This window comes from Streptomyces sp. NPDC047525 (assembly GCF_040643025.1).
GTDB classification, from domain to species: Bacteria; Actinomycetota; Actinomycetes; order Streptomycetales; family Streptomycetaceae; genus Streptomyces; species Streptomyces durmitorensis.
Genome location: NZ_JBEYTL010000013.1, coordinates 23,976 through 42,351 on the forward strand (window position 1 = coordinate 23,976; position 18,376 = coordinate 42,351).

Annotated in this window: 16 protein-coding genes; 11 read left to right on the top strand and 5 right to left on the bottom strand. The window is 69.8% G+C overall.

The annotated features are described in order from the left end of the window. Nucleotides 1-69 precede the first annotated feature (69 nt). The 4 genes from ABZ833_RS31595 to groL all read left to right on the top strand — a co-directional run bounded on the left by ABZ833_RS31595 (nt 70) and on the right by groL (nt 3,594). The gene (locus tag ABZ833_RS31595; protein ID WP_361053611.1) at nt 70-1,023 is read left to right on the top strand and encodes a polysaccharide deacetylase family protein; all 954 of its coding nucleotides are present in this window, start codon (nt 70-72) and stop codon (nt 1,021-1,023) included. Next, complete coding sequence (locus ABZ833_RS31600) at nt 1,020-1,355, top strand: hypothetical protein (RefSeq protein ID WP_361053614.1); 336 nt, start codon at nt 1,020-1,022, stop codon at nt 1,353-1,355. The genes ABZ833_RS31595 and ABZ833_RS31600 overlap by 4 nt, the downstream gene beginning before the upstream one ends. Nucleotides 1,356-1,542: 187 nt before the next feature. Further along, a complete protein-coding gene (gene groES / locus ABZ833_RS31605) occupies nt 1,543-1,851 on the top strand; it encodes a co-chaperone GroES (protein ID WP_006347174.1) in 309 nt (102 codons plus the stop codon). Between the two features lie 117 nt (nt 1,852-1,968). Next, nucleotides 1,969-3,594, top strand: a complete 1,626-nt coding sequence (groL, locus tag ABZ833_RS31610) for a chaperonin GroEL (protein ID WP_361053617.1) — start codon at nt 1,969-1,971, stop codon at nt 3,592-3,594. 151 nt (nt 3,595-3,745) lie between these two features. Here the strand turns inward: groL and ABZ833_RS31615 are convergent, their stop codons facing one another. Next, nucleotides 3,746-4,519 (bottom strand): SDR family oxidoreductase, encoded by a 774-nt coding sequence (locus tag ABZ833_RS31615; protein WP_361053620.1) that lies wholly within the window; start codon nt 4,517-4,519, stop codon nt 3,746-3,748. 92 nt (nt 4,520-4,611) lie between these two features. Beyond that, nucleotides 4,612-5,289 (bottom strand): MOSC domain-containing protein, encoded by a 678-nt coding sequence (locus ABZ833_RS31620; protein WP_361053623.1) that lies wholly within the window; start codon nt 5,287-5,289, stop codon nt 4,612-4,614. Nucleotides 5,290-5,368: 79 nt separating this feature from the next. Between ABZ833_RS31620 and ABZ833_RS31625 the strand changes: the two genes are divergently transcribed. Further along, nucleotides 5,369-6,265 carry a LysR family transcriptional regulator gene (locus tag ABZ833_RS31625; protein ID WP_361053626.1) on the top strand — a complete coding sequence of 299 codons (897 nt, stop codon included), beginning with the start codon at nt 5,369-5,371 and terminating at the stop codon, nt 6,263-6,265. A 25-nt stretch (nt 6,266-6,290) separates the two neighbouring features. On the opposite strand, the gene ABZ833_RS31630 is transcribed toward ABZ833_RS31625, so the two are convergent. Continuing rightward, nucleotides 6,291-6,653, bottom strand: coding sequence for a WhiB family transcriptional regulator (locus ABZ833_RS31630; protein ID WP_361053629.1), 363 nt, complete (start codon nt 6,651-6,653; stop codon nt 6,291-6,293). A gap of 380 nt (nt 6,654-7,033) precedes the next feature. On the opposite strand from ABZ833_RS31630, the gene ABZ833_RS31635 reads away from it, so the two are divergent. From ABZ833_RS31635 to ABZ833_RS31650, 4 genes are all read left to right on the top strand, one after another. Continuing rightward, complete coding sequence (locus tag ABZ833_RS31635) at nt 7,034-7,645, top strand: response regulator transcription factor (RefSeq protein WP_003948568.1); 612 nt, start codon at nt 7,034-7,036, stop codon at nt 7,643-7,645. Nucleotides 7,646-7,911: 266 nt separating this feature from the next. Next, a complete protein-coding gene (locus tag ABZ833_RS31640) occupies nt 7,912-8,487 on the top strand; it encodes a sigma-70 family RNA polymerase sigma factor (protein ID WP_055549856.1) in 576 nt (191 codons plus the stop codon). Nucleotides 8,488-8,639: 152 nt separating this feature from the next. After that, entirely contained in the window at nt 8,640-10,145 is a 1,506-nt protein-coding gene (gene guaB, locus ABZ833_RS31645) for an IMP dehydrogenase (protein WP_361053632.1), read from the top strand. Nucleotides 10,146-10,321: 176 nt separating this feature from the next. Further along, entirely contained in the window at nt 10,322-11,446 is a 1,125-nt protein-coding gene (locus tag ABZ833_RS31650) for a GuaB3 family IMP dehydrogenase-related protein (RefSeq protein ID WP_361053635.1), read from the top strand. 71 nt (nt 11,447-11,517) lie between these two features. Here the strand turns inward: ABZ833_RS31650 and ABZ833_RS31655 are convergent, their stop codons facing one another. Beyond that, nucleotides 11,518-12,771, bottom strand: a complete 1,254-nt coding sequence (locus ABZ833_RS31655; protein WP_249588294.1) for a nucleotide sugar dehydrogenase — start codon at nt 12,769-12,771, stop codon at nt 11,518-11,520. Nucleotides 12,772-13,010: 239 nt separating this feature from the next. Between ABZ833_RS31655 and ABZ833_RS31660 the strand changes: the two genes are divergently transcribed. Beyond that, nucleotides 13,011-14,717 (top strand): glycerol-3-phosphate dehydrogenase/oxidase, encoded by a 1,707-nt coding sequence (locus tag ABZ833_RS31660; protein WP_361053639.1) that lies wholly within the window; start codon nt 13,011-13,013, stop codon nt 14,715-14,717. A gap of 12 nt (nt 14,718-14,729) precedes the next feature. Here ABZ833_RS31660 and ABZ833_RS31665 read toward each other — a convergent pair whose 3' ends face one another. Beyond that, nucleotides 14,730-15,974, bottom strand: a complete 1,245-nt coding sequence (locus tag ABZ833_RS31665; protein ID WP_361053642.1) for a serine hydrolase domain-containing protein — start codon at nt 15,972-15,974, stop codon at nt 14,730-14,732. Nucleotides 15,975-16,109: 135 nt separating this feature from the next. Here ABZ833_RS31665 and ABZ833_RS31670 point away from each other — a divergent pair, with 135 nt between their 5' ends. Further along, a complete protein-coding gene (locus tag ABZ833_RS31670; protein WP_361053645.1) occupies nt 16,110-18,359 on the top strand; it encodes a protein kinase in 2,250 nt (749 codons plus the stop codon). Nucleotides 18,360-18,376 lie beyond the last annotated feature (17 nt).

Sequence of the window (18,376 nt, forward strand, 5' to 3'; positions counted from 1 at the left end):
GTGGATGGTGCGCGCCCGGCGGCGGTGTCGGCCCGTCAGCAGGGCTTTGAGCTGCAAAGATCCGGCGCCATGCAACTAGTACGACAAAACGACAAATTCAGGGCGAGACGGAAGGCGCGGGGGCCTGTCCCGGCCCGGGTCAGGGGCCGGGTACGGGCCGGGGCGGCCGTGCTCGCCGTCGCCGCGATCGCCTCCGGCTGTGCGTCGGGCGCCGACGGCGGAGCGAACCCCGCCCCCGGCCAGCAGCGCCTGGACGCGCCGCCCGCCCGCGCCCTCGACTCCTACGCCCAGAAACTCCGCGTCGCGCAGGTCGCCCGCGCCGCCGCCGCGAAGCGCTGGGGCCTGGCCAAGACCCCGCTGACCGCGCCGGCCGCCCCGGCCGTGAAGCCGAAGATCACCACCCGCAAGGGGTTCGAGGTCAAGGGGCAGGCGAGCCTGCCGCCCGTCTTCACGACCATCCCGACCAAGAAGAAGATCGTCTTCCTGACCATCGACGACGGCGCCGAGAAGGACCCGGCGCTGCTCAAGATGATGAGCGACCTCAAGATCCCGTACACCGCGTTCCTCAGCGACTACCTGGTCAAGGAGGACTACGGCTACTTCAAGAAGATGCAGTCGCGCGGGGTCGCGCTGAACAACCACACCCTCAACCACCGCTACCTGCCGGGGCTTTCGTACGAGGGCCAGCGCCGCGAGATCTGCGGCATGCAAAACGTCATCCACAAGCGCTACGGCAAGCGGCCCGAGCTCTTCCGCCCGCCGTACGGCAACTACAACGTGGATTCGCTGCGCGCCGCCAAGTCCTGCGGCATCAAGGCGGTCCCGCTGTGGGCGTCCGAGGCCTTCCCCAACCGCATGGACTGGCGCGAGTGGGACAAGGACCTGCACCCCGGCGACATCATCCTCACGCACTTCCGGGGGTGCGAGGACTGGAAGGGCACGATGCCGGACATGGTCCGCAAGGTCATGAAGACGGTCACCGACAAGGGGTACGCGGTGGCCAGGCTGGAGGACTACCTGTGACGGGGCGGGCGCGGGCGCACCGCTACTTCGCCGCGGCCCTCGCGGCGGGCGTGCTCGCGCCCGCGCTGCTCACCGGGTGCGCGCAGTCGGTGGACCCGATCGAGCGGTTGGGGAGGAAGGCGGCGGAAAAGGTCCCGAAGCGAAAGCCGATGGACGACCGCTGTGGGCAGGCGTTCCGCACGGCGGAACGGGTGGGCACAGCCCCACCTGCCGGGCCACCAAAAACAGGGCAGATCCCAGCTTCGGGCAAGGAACTCCCTGACCATGAGAAGCGTTGCCCGGACACGGGCGAGACCCCGCCCGCACCGCGGGATGACGCCTCGCCCCGCTGAGCCGGCCGCCAGGCGAATTAGCAGTCCGCTTGACCGAGTGCTAATCGTCGTCCTAGTCTCGGCCTTGGCACTCACCACTGGAGAGTGCCAACAGCGACGGGCAGGTCCGGCACCCGCGACGACGGATCCACCTGGTCGCCACCCCAGACTGTTAACCCCGTAGATCTCCGAAGGGGGAGACCGGATCGTGACGACCGCCAGCTCCAAGGTTGCCATCAAGCCGCTCGAGGACCGCATTGTGGTCCAGCCGCTCGACGCCGAGCAGACCACGGCCTCTGGCCTGGTCATTCCGGACACCGCGAAGGAGAAGCCCCAGGAGGGTGCTGTCCTCGCTGTGGGCCCGGGCCGCTTCGAGAACGGCGAGCGCCTGCCGCTCGACGTGAAGGTCGGCGATGTCGTGCTGTACAGCAAGTACGGCGGCACCGAGGTGAAGTACAACGGCGACGAGTACCTCGTCCTCTCGGCTCGCGACGTGCTCGCGATCGTCGAGAAGTAATTCACCTGCTTCACCAGTATTGCTTTTGAGCTGCGCCCCTGGTCACCCCGCTGATTGCCGGGCGGCGAGGGGCGTAGTTCGTTAAAACCGAGTATCCGAGAGGGCTGAACCGCTCCCATGGCGAAGATCCTGAAGTTCGACGAGGACGCCCGTCGCGCCCTCGAGCGCGGCGTCAACAAGCTTGCCGACACGGTCAAGGTGACGATCGGCCCCCGCGGCCGCAACGTCGTCATCGACAAGAAGTTCGGCGCACCCACCATCACCAACGACGGCGTCACCATCGCCCGTGAGGTCGAGGTCGAGGACCCGTACGAGAACCTCGGCGCGCAGCTCGTCAAGGAGGTGGCGACCAAGACCAACGACATCGCGGGTGACGGCACCACCACCGCGACGGTCCTCGCCCAGGCCCTGGTCAAGGAAGGCCTGCGCAACGTAGCCGCCGGCGCCTCCCCGGCCGCCCTGAAGAAGGGCATCGACGCCGCGGTCAAGGCCGTGTCCGACGAGCTCCTCTCGACCGCGCGCCCGATCGACGACAAGGCCGACATCGCGGCCGTCGCCGGTCTGTCCGCCCAGGACCCGCAGGTCGGCGAGCTCATCGCCGAGGCGATGGACAAGGTCGGCAAGGACGGTGTCATCACCGTCGAGGAGTCCAACACCTTCGGCCTGGAGCTCGACTTCACCGAGGGCATGGCCTTCGACAAGGGCTACCTGTCCCCGTACATGGTGTCCGACCAGGAGCGTATGGAGGCCGTCCTCGACGACCCGTACATCCTGATCCACCAGGGCAAGATCTCCTCCATCCAGGACCTCCTGCCGCTGCTCGAGAAGGTCATCCAGACCAACGCCTCGAAGCCGCTCCTGATCATCGCCGAGGACGTCGAGGGCGAGGCCCTGTCGACCCTGGTCGTGAACAAGATCCGTGGCACCTTCAACGCCGTCGCGGTGAAGGCCCCCGGCTTCGGCGACCGCCGCAAGGCCATGCTCGGTGACCTCGCCACCCTCACCGGCGGCACCGTCATCGCCGAAGAGGTCGGCCTCAAGCTCGACCAGGTCGGCCTTGACGTGCTCGGCACCGCCCGTCGCGTGACCGTCACCAAGGACGACACCACCGTCGTCGACGGCGGCGGCGACGCCTCCGAGGTCGCGGGCCGCGTCAACCAGATCAAGGCCGAGATCGAGTCCACGGACTCGGACTGGGACCGCGAGAAGCTGCAGGAGCGCCTGGCGAAGCTCGCCGGTGGCGTCTGCGTGATCAAGGTCGGCGCCGCGACCGAGGTCGAGCTCAAGGAGAAGAAGCACCGTCTGGAGGACGCCATCTCCGCGACCCGCGCCGCGGTCGAGGAGGGCATCGTCTCCGGTGGTGGCTCCGCTCTGGTGCACGCCGTCAAGGTGCTCGAGGGCAACCTCGGCAAGGAGGGCGACGAGGCCACCGGTGTCGCCGTCGTCCGCCGCGCCGCCGTCGAGCCGCTGCGCTGGATCGCCGAGAACGCCGGCCTCGAGGGCTACGTCATCACCTCGAAGGTCGCCGAGCTCGACAAGGGCTTCGGCTTCAACGCTGCGACCGGCGAGTACGGTGACCTGGTCAAGGCCGGTGTCATCGACCCCGTCAAGGTGACGCGCTCCGCGCTCGAGAACGCCGCGTCCATCGCCTCGCTGCTCCTCACGACCGAGACCCTGGTCGTCGAGAAGCCGGCCGAGGAAGAGGGCGACGCCTCGGGCCACGGCCACGGTCACTCGCACTGACCCGCTGCCTGACGCCGGCGCTTAGCTGAACCGGAGGCCCGGTACCCCGTAGTGGGGTGCCGGGCCTCCGTGCGTTCCTGAGTGCGGGCTCGTCGTGGCTTGTCGCGCAGTCCCCGCGCCCCTGAAGGGGCGCTCCTGCTCCGGGGGTTCTCTACTGCGGGCCGTACTTCCTGCCCGTCCTCGACGTCACTCCGCCCAGCAGCGCCCTCGGCGTCACCTTCACCACGCCCATCAGTGCCTTGTACCTGGGGTCCGGGATGGAGAGGGTCTTGCCCCGCGCCAAGTCGGACAGCGCCGCCGCGACCAGTTTGTCCGCGTCGAGCCACATCCACTTGGGGATGTTGGACGTCCCCATCCCGGCGCGCTCGTGGAACTCGGTCCGTACGAACCCGGGGCACAGGGCCATCAGCCGCACCCCGGAGCCGGCCAGATCCTTCGCCGCGCCCTGCGTGAACTGCACGACCCACGCCTTCGACGCCCCGTACGTCCCGCGCGGCACGAACGCCGCCACCGAGGCGACGTTCACGACGCCACCGCGGCCCCGCTCCCGCATCGACTCCGTCGCCGCCGACGTCAGCCGGAGCACCGCCTCGCAGTGCACCTTCAGCATCGTCAACTCGTCCTCGATCGACACCTCCAGGTACTGGCCCTTGTTGCCGAACCCGGCGTTGTTCACCAGCAGGTCGACCGGGTTCCTGCGGTCCGCGAGCCGCTTCTCGACGGTGGCGATGCCGTCGTCCGTCGCGAGGTCCGCCGTGAGGACCTCCGCCTCGATGCCGTGCCGGTCGTGCAGTTCGGTCGCCTGTTCCCGCAGTCGCTCGGTGTTCCGTGCCACCAGGACCAGGTTGTGGCCGTCACCGGCGAGCCGCCGGGCGAAGGCCGCGCCGATACCGGCGGTCGATCCCGTAATCAGAGCCGTAGTCATGGACCAAGGCTAGTGAGATCCGGAGACCGCTGTGTCGCCCGGACCGGCCCCTTGACCTGCTGCCTCGTCAAGTCGCCGGTGCCGAGGGCCGGTTACGAGGCCTGCGCGCCGTACTTCGCCACATACTTCCGAGCCGCTTCGATCGCCTCGGGATGCAGCGCGTCCCCGGCGGCGAGCAGGCGCGGCAGCAACTCCCTCTCCGTCGTGACGGCTTTGAACTGGAGGGCGACGGTGACGTCGTGCCCCGGCCGGTGCACGACCTCGATCGTGTCGTCGCCCCGGATCTCGCCCGGTTCGATCACCCGCAGATAGGCGCCGGGAGCGCCCTGCTGCGTGAAGCGCTTGACCCACTTCGTCTCGCCGAGATGGCCCTGGAACGTCTGACAGGGAATGCGGGCCGACGTCACCTCGATGAGCAGGTCGGGGCCGACGCGCCAGCGCTCGCCGATCTTGGCGCCGTTCACGTCGAGGCCGGACGTCGTGAGGTTCTCACCGAAGGAGCCGTTGGCGAGCGGGTGGCCGAGCAGGCGCTCCCACTCGTCCAGGTCCTCGCGCGCGTAGGCGTACACGGCCTGGTCGTTCCCGCCGTGGTGCCGCAGGTCGCAGACCTCGTCCCCGGCGACCCCGCTCCCGGCGGCACCCTTCGCGCCGGGAGCCGCCACCCGTACGGCCCCTTCGGCGGGCTGTTTGTCGATGCCGGTACCGCCCGAGGGAGCGTCGGTGTACTCCACGGCTTTGTGCCGGCCCAGATTCACGGAGAGAAGCTTCATGGCGGAAGGGTAGGTGAGCCCGCTCAAAGCGTCGACGCATTATTGGGCGTTTGATCCAAGTGTCACTTATGCTTGATCCATGATCGAGGCCCGTCATCTCCGCGTCCTGCGTGCCGTCGCCGCCACCGGCTCCTTCTCGGCCGCCGCGCGCGAGCTCGGCTGCACCCAGCCCGCCGTCAGCCAGCAGATGAAGGCCCTCGAAACCTCCGCGGGTACGCCGCTCCTGATCCGCACGGGCCGTGAGATGCGCCTGACCCAGGCGGGCGAGGCCCTGGTCCGGCACGCCGCGGGGATCCTGGCGGGGCTGACCGCCGCCGAGGAGGAGGTCGCCGCCATCGCGGGCCTGCGGGCCGGCCGGGTCCGCCTCGTCTCCTTCCCCAGCGGCAGCTCGACGCTGGTGCCGAGTGCGCTTGCCGCCCTGCGCGCGGCGCACCCGGGCACCCGGGTCTCGCTGGTGGACGCCGAGCCGCCGCGCTCGGTCGAGATGCTGCGTGAGGGCGACTGCGACGTGGCGCTCGCCTTCCGGTACGACGGTGCGTCCGCCGCCGAGGAGTGGGACGACCTGGTCGTGCGCCCGCTGCTCGCGGACCGGCTCGTCGGCCTCGTGCCCGAGGGGCACCGGCTCGCCAAGGCGGAGTCGGTCGCCATCGGGGAACTGGCCGACGAGCCGTGGATCGCGGGCTGTCCGCGCTGTCGCAGGCAGCTGGTCGAGGTCTGCGAGGGGGCGGGGTTCGTGCCCCGCATCGATTTCGCGACCGATGACTATCCGGCGGTGATCGGCCTGGTCGGCGCAGGCCTGGGGGTCGCGGTGCTGCCCGAGCTCGCCATCGAGTCCGTACGCCCCAAAGGTGCACGCACAGTGACGGTGGAGCCTGCCGTCCAGCGCGAGATCGTCGCGCTCACCCTGCCGGATCTGGCGCAGGTGCCCGCCGTGGCGGCCACCCTTGACCACCTCGCGCAGGCCGCGGAGCGCTGAGCGCCCGCCGCGAAGAAACGTTCCTTCAGGTACGCGTGACCATGCCGCCGTGCGCTGCCGAGGCCGCGGCGGACGCCGATGCCGACGGCGCGGACGTCGTGACGAGGCGGTTGCGGGCGCGACCCATGAGCTCCTCGCGCTCGTCCTCGGTGAGCCCGCCCCACACGCCGTACGGCTCCCGTACCGCGAGGGCGTGAGCGGCGCACTCCGCGCGTACCGGGCACCTCATGCAGACCTCCTTGGCGGAGTTCTCACGCGCGCTGCGTGCCGCGCCCCGCTCGCCCTCGGGGTGGAAGAAGAGCGAGCTGTCGACCCCGCGGCAGGCCGCGAGGAGCTGCCAGTCCCAGAGATCTGCGTTCGGTCCTGGAAGGCGGGAGAAATCTGCCATTGCTTGTCTCCTGGTAGCCGTTCTGCGCGGATACGGTGCCCATGACCGTACATCTACTGTCTAAGGAGATGAAAATATGACTCATTGGAAAATCTAGCCACAGACACCAGCAAAAGGGAAGGAAGAGGGCTAAATGGGGCATGGGTTGTGATGAAAGGTTGAGGGTCTCTCGCGCTGTCTGCTCTGTGTCCGCGCCCTCACGTAGAGTGCCGAACGAGGCCGACCGCCCCGTAACTCTTTCGGGTGACCGTCGTTGAGAGTGCGAGGCGGTTGAAAGAACAAGCGCTCGGGCAGATGTCCGAGAGCGTCAACCGCACAGGTGACGAATATGTACCAGCCTGGAGGCTCAAGGTGACGCGCATCAGCTGCGGAGGGCGGCCATGACATCCGTCCTCGTCTGCGACGACTCCCCGCTTGCCCGAGAGGCGCTCCGCCGCGCGGTCGCGACCGTGCCCGGCGTCGAGCGCGTGACGACAGCGGCCAACGGCGAGGAAGTCCTCCGCCGCTGGGGCGCCGACCGCTCGGACCTGATTCTGATGGACGTACGCATGCCCGGTCTGGGCGGCGTGGAGACAGTGCGGCGGCTGTTGTCCGCCGACCCCGGTGCGCGCATCATCATGCTCACCGTCGCCGAGGATCTGGACGGTGTCGCGCTCGCGGTCGCCGCCGGTGCCCGCGGCTATCTGCACAAGGACGCCTCGCGCGCCGAACTGCGCGCGACCGTCACCCAGGCACTCGCCGACCCGACGTGGCGACTGGCTCCGCGCAGACTGCGCTCGGCCGAGATGGGCGCGGCGCCCACACTCACCGCGCGTGAGATCCAGGTGCTCGAGGGCATGAGCCACGGCCGGTCCAACGCCGAGATCGGACGTGAGCTTTTTCTCTCCGAGGACACGGTCAAGACCCACGCCCGGCGGTTGTTCAAGAAGCTCGGCGCCTCGGACCGCGCGCACGCCGTGGCGCTCGGTTTCCGCTGGGGCCTGGTCCGATAGGTGTGCCGCCGTGCGGGCACGGCGCTCCCCGCCCGCCGTGTGGTGGGCGGGGCGACGGACGCCCGTAGCTCCCTCTCGCGGGAGCGGTTGCCGATGCTTCGCCGCCGATGCCGCATCCTTGAGGTGTGGAGTTCCTCGGGGACAGGTCGGTCGAGCGGGAGGGGAGGGCGCACGAGATGAGTTCCGGCGCACCTGCTCATAACGCTTCGGTGCACAACTACGGACGTGGTGCCACGGATCAATCGGCGCCAAGGCACCATGGACCGATGCGCGATGACAAGACGACGGTGATCGGTGCCCTCGTCCTTCGCGCGGTCGAGGGCGATGAGCAGGCCACGCACGATCTGCTGGCTCATGTGCACCCCCTGGCGCTGCGGTACTGCCGCACACGGCTCTCCCGACTGCCGGGTGACGCGCGGCACTTCGTGGAGGATCTGGCGCAGGAAGTGTGCGTCGCGGTCCTCCTCGCGCTGCCGCGCTACAAGGACACGGGACGCCCCTTCGAGGCGTTCGTCTTCGCGATCGCCGCGCACAAGGTCGCCGACCTGCAGCGCGCGGCGATGCGCCATCCCGGATCCACGGCGGTGCCGTCGGACGAGATGCCGGAGCGCCCCGACGACTCCCTCGGTCCCGAGGAGCGCGCGCTGCTCAGCAGCGACGCCGAGTGGGCCAAGAAGCTCATGGCCAACCTTCCGGAGAACCAGCGCGAGCTGCTGCTCCTGAGGATCGCGGTCGGGCTCACCGCCGAGGAGACCGGCCAGATGCTGGGGATGTCCCCGGGTGCCGTGCGTGTCGCGCAGCATCGCGCGCTGAGCCGGTTGCGGGCACTGGCCGAGCAGTAACGATCACCGGTTGCCCGACGATCGCCTTCGGCGTCCGTTCATGACGTATGAACGTACAAACCTGGTCGATGATCTTGATCGTGGAATGAGACACCCTCCGTTCCCGTTAGCATGGACATCCGCACCGATCAAGGCCATTTGGGGAAGGTGTCATGACTGCAAACGTCGACGGAGTGCCCGAGAAATTCGCGACGCTCGGGCTGACCTACGACGACGTGCTGCTGCTGCCCGGCGCGTCGGAAGTCCTCCCGAACGCGGTCGACACCTCGTCGCGTATCTCCCGCAACGTGCGCGTGAACATTCCGCTGCTGTCCGCGGCGATGGACAAGGTCACCGAGGCCCGCATGGCGATCGCCATGGCGCGGCAGGGTGGCGTCGGCGTGCTGCACCGCAACCTGTCGATCGAGGACCAGGTCAACCAGGTCGACCTGGTGAAGCGCTCCGAGTCCGGCATGGTCACCGACCCGATCACCGTGCACCCGGATGCGACGCTGGGCGAGGCCGACGCGCTGTGCGCCAAGTTCCGCATCAGCGGCGTCCCGGTGACCGACCCGGCGGGCAAGCTGCTCGGCATCGTCACCAACCGCGACATGGCCTTCGAGAACGACCGCAGCCGCCAGGTGCGCGAGGTCATGACGCCCATGCCGCTCGTGACCGGCAAGGTCGGCATCTCCGGCGTCGACGCCATGGAGCTGCTGCGCCGCCACAAGATCGAGAAGCTGCCGCTCGTCGACGACGCGGGGATCCTCAAGGGCCTCATCACGGTCAAGGACTTCAAGAAGGCCGAGCAGTACCCGAACGCCGCCAAGGACGCCGAGGGCCGTCTCCTCGTCGGTGCCGCCGTCGGTGCGAGCCCCGAGGCTCTGGAGCGCGCGCAGGCACTGGCCGGTGCGGGCGTGGACTTCCTCATCGTCGACACCTCGCACGGGCACAACAGCAACGCCCTGAGCTGGATGGCGAAGATCAAGTCGGGCGTGGGTGTCGACGTCATCGGCGGCAACGTCGCGACGCGCGACGGCGCGCAGGCGCTGATCGACGCCGGCGTCGACGGGGTCAAGGTCGGTGTCGGCCCGGGTTCCATCTGCACCACGCGCGTGGTCGCCGGAATCGGCGTCCCGCAGGTCACCGCCATCTACGAGGCGGCTGTCGCGGCGCGCGCGGCTGGTGTCCCGGTCATCGGCGACGGCGGCCTCCAGTACTCGGGTGACATCGGCAAGGCGCTGGCCGCCGGCGCCGACACCGTGATGCTCGGCTCGCTGCTCGCGGGCTGCGAGGAGTCGCCGGGTGAGCTGATGTTCATCAACGGCAAGCAGTTCAAGTCCTACCGCGGCATGGGTTCGCTCGGTGCCATGCAATCCCGCGGCCAGGGGCGTTCGTACTCGAAGGACCGCTACTTCCAGGCGGAGGTCTCCTCGGACGACAAGCTCGTCCCCGAGGGCATCGAGGGCCAGGTGGCCTACCGCGGCCCGCTGGCCAACGTGCTGCACCAGCTCGTCGGCGGCCTGCGCCAGACGATGGGTTACGTGGGCGCCGCCTCCATCGACGAGATGGAGTCCAAGGGCCGCTTCGTGCGCATCACGTCGGCGGGCCTCAAGGAGAGCCACCCGCACGACATCCAGATGACGGTCGAGGCGCCGAACTACACGAACAAGCGCTGACGGCCGTACAGGCCGTATAGGCCGAGAGGCGCTGACGGCGCTCCACGCGCGCGTGGGGGCGGGTCCGGATTCCCGGGGCCGCCCCCTTTGCGCGCGTCGGGGATACTGGAGCGGCAGACGAGTGCCGAAGTACCGAAGAAGTGCGAAGTACCGAAGAAAGCTGAAGGGCCACCCACGTGACTGAGATCGAGATCGGGCGCGGCAAGCGCGGCCGCCGCGCGTACGCCTTCGACGACATCGCCGTCGTGCCGAGCCGTCGTACCCGCGACCCGAAGGAGGTCTCGATCGCCTGGCAGATCGACGCCTACCGCTTCGAGCTGCCCTTCCTGGCGGCGCCGATGGACTCGGTCGTCTCGCCGCAGACCGCGATCCGCATCGGCGAGCTGGGTGGTCTCGGCGTGCTGAACCTCGAGGGCCTGTGGACGCGGTACGAGGACCCGCAGCCGCTGCTCGACGAGATCGCGGAGCTGGACACCGACAACGCGACCCGGCGCCTCCAGGAGATCTACGCGGCCCCGATCCAGGCCGACCTGATCGGGCAGCGCATCAAGGAGGTGCGCGACTCGGGCGTGGTCACCGCCGCTGCGCTCTCCCCGCAGCGCACCGCCGAGTTCTCCAAGGCCGTCGTGGACGCCGGCGTCGACATTTTCGTGATCCGCGGGACCACCGTCTCCGCCGAGCACGTCTCCGGTGCCGCCGAGCCGCTCAACCTCAAGCAGTTCATCTACGAGCTCGACGTGCCGGTGATCGTCGGCGGCTGCGCCACGTACACCGCCGCGCTGCACCTGATGCGCACGGGCGCGGCCGGTGTCCTCGTCGGCTTCGGCGGCGGCGCCGCGCACACCACGCGCAACGTCCTGGGCATCCAGGTGCCGATGGCCACGGCCGTCGCGGACGTCGCGGCCGCCCGCCGTGACTACATGGACGAGTCCGGCGGCCGGTACGTGCACGTCATCGCGGACGGTGGCGTGGGCTGGTCCGGCGACCTGCCCAAGGCCATCGCCTGCGGCGCCGACTCGGTGATGATCGGCTCCCCGCTTGCGCGCGCCACGGACGCGCCGGGCAAGGGCCACCACTGGGGCATGGAGGCCGTCCACGAGGACGTGCCGCGCGGCAAGCGCGTCGACCTCGGTGTGGTCGGCACGACCGAGGAGATCCTCACCGGTCCCTCGCACATCCCGGACGGCTCGATGAACTTCTTCGGGGCGCTGCGCCGGGCGATGGCGACGACGGGCTACAGCGAGCTCAAGGAGTTCCAGCGCGTCGAGGTGACGGTCGCGGACGCGCAGCACAAGCGCTGATCGACTTCTTCTTTTAAGAAGGGCCCCGGTACTCGTACCGGGGCCCTTCTTCGTCTGTCAGATGTCAGATGTCAGAGGCGGTGGGCCGCGCCCGCCGGGGTCGCGCCCCGGGTGTCGAGGAGCAGCTGGGCCTTCACGGCGAGACCTTGCAGGTCGTACGTGCGATGGTGCTGGAGCAGGATCGTGAGGTCGGCGTCGGCCGCCGCCTCGTACAGGGAGTCCGCGCGGGGCACGGGGTGGCCGAGGACGCTCCAGCTGGGGACGTAGGGGTCGTGGTAGCTGACGGCGGCGCCCATCTCCATCAGGCGGGTCGCGACCTCCTGGGCGGGGGAGCCCTGCTGGTCGGCGAGGTCGGGCTTGTAGGTGACGCCGAGGAGCAGGACGCGGGCGCCGCGGGCGGACTTGCCGTGTTCGTTGAGCAGGGTCGCCGAGCGCTGGATCACGTACCGGGGCATGCGGTCGTTGACCTGCTGGGCCAGTTCCACCATGCGCAGGGGGCGGGCGCCGCGGCCGGGTCCTGGGATGTCCAGGGGGACCCCGTGGCCGCCGACGCCGGGCCCCGGCCGGAAGGCCTGGAAGCCGAAGGGCTTGGTCTCGGCGCAGCGGATGACGTCCCACAGGTCGATGCTCAGGTCGTGGCAGAGCACGGCCATCTCATTGACCAGGGCCATGTTCACGTGCCGGTAGTTGGTCTCCAGGAGGTGCACGGTCTCGGCCTCGCGGGGGCCACGCGCGCGTACGACCTTGTCGGTGAGCCTGCCGTAGAAGGCGGCGGCCGATTCGGTGCAGGCCGGGGTGAGGCCGCCGATGACCTTGGGGGTGCCCGCGTAGCCGTGGGTGCGGTTGCCCGGGTCGAGTCGGCCCGGCGAGTGCGCGAGGTGGAAATCGCGGCCCGCGCGCAGGCCTGAGCCCTCTTCGAGGATGGGGCGGAGGAATTCCTCCGTGGTCCCCGGGTAGGCGGGGGACTCAAGGATGACCGTGGTGTGCGGGCGCAGGCGCGCGGCCAGGGCGCGGGCGGCTTCGGCCACCTGGCCCAGGTCGAGGGTGCGGTCGGCCGCCGGAGGAGTGGGAGCGCAGATGACCGCGGTGCGGACCCGGCCGAGCTCGACCGGGTCGGTGGTGGGCCGAAAGCCCCTGGAGAGCATCCGGCGGACATCGGCGGCGGTGAGGGTTCCCTCGGCGCCGTCGCAGGGCAGGCGGCCGCTTGCCAGGTCGACGGCGCGGGCGGGGTCGTAGCCGATGGTGGCGATGCCGCCGGAGACGGCGGCCTGGGCGAGGGGCAGGCCGAGGTGGCCGAGACCGATGACGGCGAGATCTGCGGGCATGGCGGTGGGCCGTCCTCCCAATAGCCGGAGCGGGACGAGCGCGCAAGCCCTGTGGACAAGGTGGACCAGCGCAATGTCAGACTAGGAGTAAATATGACCGTTATGCGGCATTGTGCTGTGCCGGGCGTCGGAGTGTTGACCGCGTGTTGTCCACAGGCGGCGGCCGAACTCAGCGGACCTGACCAGAATCTGGGCATGATGTGAGCGCGACCACACCCGACAGCTAACGGGAGGCAGCGGTGAGGACAGCGACCTTGGGACCGGCGGAGCGTGCCGAGTCACTTGCGGAAATGGCCGAGCGGGAGCTGGATGTCCTGGTCGTGGGCGCGGGAGTGGTCGGTGCGGGCACCGCACTGGACGCCGTGACCCGCGGCCTCTCCACCGGCCTCGTCGAGGCACGGGACTGGGCGTCGGGCACGTCGAGCCGCTCCAGCAAGTTGATCCACGGCGGCCTGCGCTATCTGGAGATGCTCGACTTCGCGCTGGTGCGCGAGGCGCTGAAGGAGCGCGGCCTGCTCCTCGAGCGGCTCGCCCCGCATCTCGTGAAGCCGGTGCCGTTCCTGTATCCCTTGCAGCACAAGGGCTGGGAGCGGATCTATGCCGGATCGGGCGTCGCGTTGTACGACGCCATGTCGATGTCGCGTGGCCACGGCCGAGGCCTGCCCATGCACCGTCATCTGACCCGGCGTCACGCCTTGCGCGTAGCCCCGTGCCTGAAGAAGGACGCGCTGACGGGGGCCATGCAGTACTACGACGCGCAGATGGACGACGCCCGCTATGTGGCGACGCTGGTGCGCACAGCGGCCGCGTACGGCGCGAAGGTCGCCAACCGCGCCCGTGTGACGGGCTTCCTGCGCGAGGGCGAACGCGTCGTCGGCGCCCGGGTGCAGGACGTCGAGGGCGGCGGGGAGTACGAGGTCCGGGCCAAGCAGGTGGTCAACGCCACCGGCGTGTGGACGGACGACACCCAGGCGATGGTCGGCGAGCGGGGACAGTTCCACGTCCGGGCGTCCAAGGGCATCCATCTGGTCGTGCCCAAGGACCGGATCAACTCGACGACCGGCCTGATCCTGCGCACGGAGAAGAGCGTCCTCTTCGTCATCCCGTGGGGGCGGCACTGGATCGTGGGGACGACCGACACCGACTGGGACCTGGACAAGGCGCATCCGGCGGCGTCCAGCGCCGACATCGACTATCTGCTCGAGCATGTGAACTCGGTGCTCGCGGTGCCCCTTTCACGGGACGACGTGCAAGGGGTGTACGCGGGACTCAGGCCGCTGCTCGCCGGGGAGTCGGACGCCACGAGCAAGCTGTCGCGCGAGCACACGGTGGCGCATCCGGCGCCGGGCCTGGTCGTCATCGCGGGCGGCAAGTACACGACGTACCGAGTCATGGCGAAGGACGCCGTGGACGAGGCGGTGCACGCACTCGACCAGCGGGTCGCCGACTGTGTCACCGAGGACATCCCGCTGGTCGGCGCCGAGGGGTACAAGGCGCTGTGGAACGCGCGCGCCAGGATCGCCGCACGCACCGGGCTCCATGTGGTGCGCGTGGAGCACCTGTTGAACCGGTACGGATCGCTGGCGGAGGAAGTCCTCGCCCTCGTCACGGCCGACCCCACGCTGGGCGAGCCGTTGCCCGCCGCGGACGACTACCTCCGCGCCGAGATCGTCTATGCCGCGTCGCACGAGGGGGCACGGCACCTGGACGACGTGCTGACCCGGCGCACGCGGATCTCTATCGAGACGTTCGACCGGGGCACGCGCAGCGCGCAGCTGTGCGCGGAGCTGATGGCGCCGGTCCTCGGCTGGGACAAGGACCAGGTGGAGCGGGAGGTGCAGCACTACGAGAAGCGGGTGGAGGCCGAGCGGGAGTCGCAGCGGCAGCCGGACGACCTGACGGCGGACGCGGCGAGGCTGGGCGCGCCGGACATCGTGCCGCTCTAGCCGCGGGCGCTCTCAGCTGCCGGACGGGCCGGAGTCGCAGAACTCGGCAGCCAGGAGAGCCGGTTCGAGGGCCGGGTCGGCCAGCTCGTCCGTGTTGACCCGGAAAGTCAGGACACGGTCGCCGTCGCGGGTGGCGGCCGTGCGGACGTAGCTTCCGGCGATGCGGCCGGTGTGGCCCCAGACCGTGGTGCCGCAGGGCAGCTTCTGCGGGTAGAGGCCCATGCCGTAGTGACCCTCCGCGGTCCGGGTGTTGAGCATCTGTCGCAGCTGGAGCGCGGGGAGCAGCCGGCCGGTGAGGAGGGCGGCGTAGAAGCGGTTCAGGTCGGCGAGCGTGGAGATCAGCTCGCCCGCGGCGCCCGCGACGCCCGGGTCGAGGGCGGTGACGTCCTGGCCCTCGCTCGTGTACGCGCGACCGTGCGGGGCGGGGAGCGTGGTGCGGGTGCCGGGGAATGAAGTGCCGGACAGGCCAAGGGGGGTGATGACGCGGCGTTGGGTCTCGGCGGCGTAGGAGCGGCCGGTGACCTGCTTGATCACCATGCCGAGGACGACGTAGTTGGTGTTGGAGTACGACCAGCGGCCCGGCGTGGTCGCGGGGTGGGCGAGGGCGGTGCGGACCGCCTCCGTCGGAGTGAGGGGGACGAGGCCTTTGGTGTCGGTGGTGTAGTCCGCGAGGCCGCTGGTGTGGGTGAGCAGGGCGCGCAGCGTAAGGCTGCGGCCGTCGAGACTTTTGCCGCGGATGAGACCGGGCAGGTGGAGTTCCACGGGGTCGGAAAGGGACAGACGGTGTTCGGCGGCGAGTTGGAGCAGGACCGTCGCGATGAACGTCTTGGTGATGCTTCCGGCGCGGAAGTGGTCGGTGCGGCGGATGCGGGTGGCGTCTTTGGTGTTGCGGGTGCCGGTGTGGGCGCCGGTGCTGGAACCGGTGTCGGCGCCGCTTCCTGTTCCGGTCGCGGGTGCTTGGTTTCTGTCCGCGCCTGTGCTGGTGTCGTCGGCTGTGGGCTGCTTGGCCTGCGCGAAGTGCCAGTGGGGCCGCTGGGTCGCCCGCTGTCCCGGTGGTGGGTCCGGGGCGCCCGGCTCGGTTGTTGACCATGGGGCCTCGCGGGCCAACAGAGCCGCGGCGGGGGCCTTGCCTCGGGTGACGAGCAGCGGAAGAGTGGCGTCCGTGGCCGGTTTGGCGGCCAGCGGCGCACTGGCGGAAGTCAGGCCGATGAGGGTCACCGCAAGGGGTACGGCCAGCAGTGTCCGCGGAATGGGCATGGCGGTCCCTCCTTGTGCGGAGCCCATCATGAGGGACGTTGGACCCTGGGCGTAGACCGGTCCCTGAGTAAGGGACAATGGAGGCTCTGTCAGGGCGGGTTGCGCGGGTAGCAGCGGTAGCAGCAGAGGGGACGCATGTCGGACGCGGAGCAGGCGGGTCAGTCCCGTCAGGACAAGAGCGAACGTCTCCTCTCCGGGCGTTACCGGCTGGGAGAAGTGCTCGGCCGCGGCGGAATGGGAACCGTCTGGCGCGCCAAGGACGAGACACTCGGCCGGACCGTCGCGGTGAAGGAGCTGCGCTTTCCCTCGAGCATCGACGAGGACGAGAAGCGCCGGCTCATCACGCGTACGTTGCGTGAGGCCAAGGCGATCGCGCGGATCCGCAACACCAGTGCGGTCACCGTGTACGACGTGGTCGACGAGGACGACCGGCCGTGGATCGTGATGGAGCTGGTCGAGGGCAAGTCCCTTGCCGAGGCCATTCGCGAGGACGGGCTGCTCACGCCGAGGCGCGCGGCCGAGGTCGGGCTCGCGGTGCTCGACGTGCTGCGCTCGGCGCACCGCGAGGGCATTTTGCACCGCGACGTGAAGCCGTCGAACGTGCTGATCGCCGAGGACGGCCGGGTCGTCCTCACGGACTTCGGCATCGCGCAGGTCGAGGGCGACCCGTCGATCACGTCCACCGGCATGCTCGTCGGCGCGCCTTCGTACATCTCGCCGGAGCGTGCACGAGGGCACAAGCCGGGTCCGGCGGCCGACCTGTGGTCGCTCGGCGGGCTGCTGTACGCGGCGGTGGAAGGCGTTCCTCCGTACGACAAGGGGTCGGCGATCGCGACCCTCACCGCGGTGATGACCGAGGACGTCGAACAGCCGACGAACGCGGGTCCGTTGGAGAAGGTCATCTACGGCCTGCTGGCCAAGGACCCCGAGCAGCGGCTGGACGACACGGGGGCGCGGGCGCTCCTGCTCGACGTGATTCACGCGCCCGAGGTCAAGGACGAGCCGGAGCCGGTCGACGCGACGAAGGTCGTGCCGTTGCCTCCGGTGCCGCCGACCTTGGGGAAGCGGTTCGGCAAGGACAAGGCCAAGGACAAGGGCAAGGGCAAGGCCAAGGGAGGCGTCGGCCGTGCGGCCGGGGCGGGTGCGGCCGGTGGCGGCGCCGCGGGTGCCGCTGGTGCTGCGGCCACCTCTGAGGCCGCCGGGACCTCCGAGACCGCTGCATCCTCCGTGGACTCCGGTGGCCGCAAGGGCGAGGAGGCCGCCGAGCGGCTGAAGGGTGCGCTCCGGTCGGTGCGGAAGGCCGCGGCTGCGGCTACCGCGCGGGGCGCTGGGGCGGGTGCGGGCACGGGTGCCGGGACGGATGCTTCCGGCTCTGCTTCACCCTCCGACTCCAATTCAGGTTCAGGTTCAGGTTCCGGTTCTGGGGCTGGGGCTGGGTCTGGCTCCGCTTCTGGTGCGGTGGCGGAGAAGCCGTCGCGTTCCGGGGCGGCTGGAGCGGCCGCTGGTTCTGCTGTGTCTGGTTCTGCTACCGCTGCCTCTCCTTCCGCTCCTGCCACTCCGCCGGTTCCCGCGACGCCGCCGCGTGCGACGCCTCCCAAGGCCTCGCTCACCGACGTGGTGCCGCGGCGCACACTCGTGATCATCTCGGTGGCCCTCGTGCTCGCGGTGCTCGGGACCGTGCTGGCCTTCGCGCTGAACGGCGGGGACGAGAACGGCGGGCAGGACAGCAAGAACGGCGGGGACAAGGCCGCGTCCAGCGGGGCCACCGCGGGCAGCGGCGAGAAGGACAAGGAGAAGGACGAGGGCGCCGGGCAGGACGACGGCGCCGAGAAGGGCAAGGGCGACGCGGACAAGGGCACGGGCTCGGGGGCGGACCCGGGCGCGGACGAGAGCAAGGATCCGGACGACAGCGGCGAAGGCAGCGGCAACGACCCCGGCAAGGAGCCGGGCGACGGTGCCGAGTCGACGTACAAGCACTCCCAGGGCTTCTCGGTGGGCCTGCCCAAGGGCTGGAAGTACCAGTCCACGGCTGCCGCGGGCGCGCGCTTCACCGGTCCGAACGGGCAGAAGCTGCTGATCGGCTGGACCCCCACCCCGAAGTCCGACCCCGTGAGCGACTGGAAGAGCCAGGAGTCGTACATGGTCCGGTCGCAGTACAAGCGGATCCGGATAGAGAAGGTCGACTTCCGTGGCTGGAACACGGCCGACTGGGAGTTCACGTACGTCGAAGGCGGCACGAAGTACCGCTCGATAGACCGTGGCTTCGTCGTCAACGACCACCTGGGCTACGGAATGATGTACACGGCCAAGGACGGCAAGTGGGGCAGCGACGAGCGCAAGGACGCGTGGCAGACCTTCACGAAGTCGTTCAAGCCGAAGAAGTAGCCAAGGGTCTCGGCGAG

What these genes read in the sequence shown, in the direction of transcription:
- ABZ833_RS31665 (WP_361053642.1), bottom strand. Translation starts at nt 15,974, where the DNA reads ATGCCCATTCCGCGGACACTGCTGGCCGTACCCCTTGCGGTGACCCTC.
- ABZ833_RS31615 (WP_361053620.1), bottom strand. Translation starts at nt 4,519, where the DNA reads ATGACTACGGCTCTGATTACGGGATCGACCGCCGGTATCGGCGCGGCC.
- ABZ833_RS31625 (WP_361053626.1), top strand. Translation starts at nt 5,369, where the DNA reads ATGATCGAGGCCCGTCATCTCCGCGTCCTGCGTGCCGTCGCCGCCACC.
- ABZ833_RS31635 (WP_003948568.1), top strand. Translation starts at nt 7,034, where the DNA reads ATGACATCCGTCCTCGTCTGCGACGACTCCCCGCTTGCCCGAGAGGCG.
- ABZ833_RS31640 (WP_055549856.1), top strand. Translation starts at nt 7,912, where the DNA reads ATGCGCGATGACAAGACGACGGTGATCGGTGCCCTCGTCCTTCGCGCG.
- ABZ833_RS31620 (WP_361053623.1), bottom strand. Translation starts at nt 5,289, where the DNA reads ATGAAGCTTCTCTCCGTGAATCTGGGCCGGCACAAAGCCGTGGAGTAC.
- ABZ833_RS31670 (WP_361053645.1), top strand. Translation starts at nt 16,110, where the DNA reads ATGTCGGACGCGGAGCAGGCGGGTCAGTCCCGTCAGGACAAGAGCGAA.
- groL (WP_361053617.1), top strand. Translation starts at nt 1,969, where the DNA reads ATGGCGAAGATCCTGAAGTTCGACGAGGACGCCCGTCGCGCCCTCGAG.
- ABZ833_RS31595 (WP_361053611.1), top strand. Translation starts at nt 70, where the DNA reads ATGCAACTAGTACGACAAAACGACAAATTCAGGGCGAGACGGAAGGCG.
- ABZ833_RS31630 (WP_361053629.1), bottom strand. Translation starts at nt 6,653, where the DNA reads ATGGCAGATTTCTCCCGCCTTCCAGGACCGAACGCAGATCTCTGGGAC.
- ABZ833_RS31655 (WP_249588294.1), bottom strand. Translation starts at nt 12,771, where the DNA reads ATGCCCGCAGATCTCGCCGTCATCGGTCTCGGCCACCTCGGCCTGCCC.
- guaB (WP_361053632.1), top strand. Translation starts at nt 8,640, where the DNA reads ATGACTGCAAACGTCGACGGAGTGCCCGAGAAATTCGCGACGCTCGGG.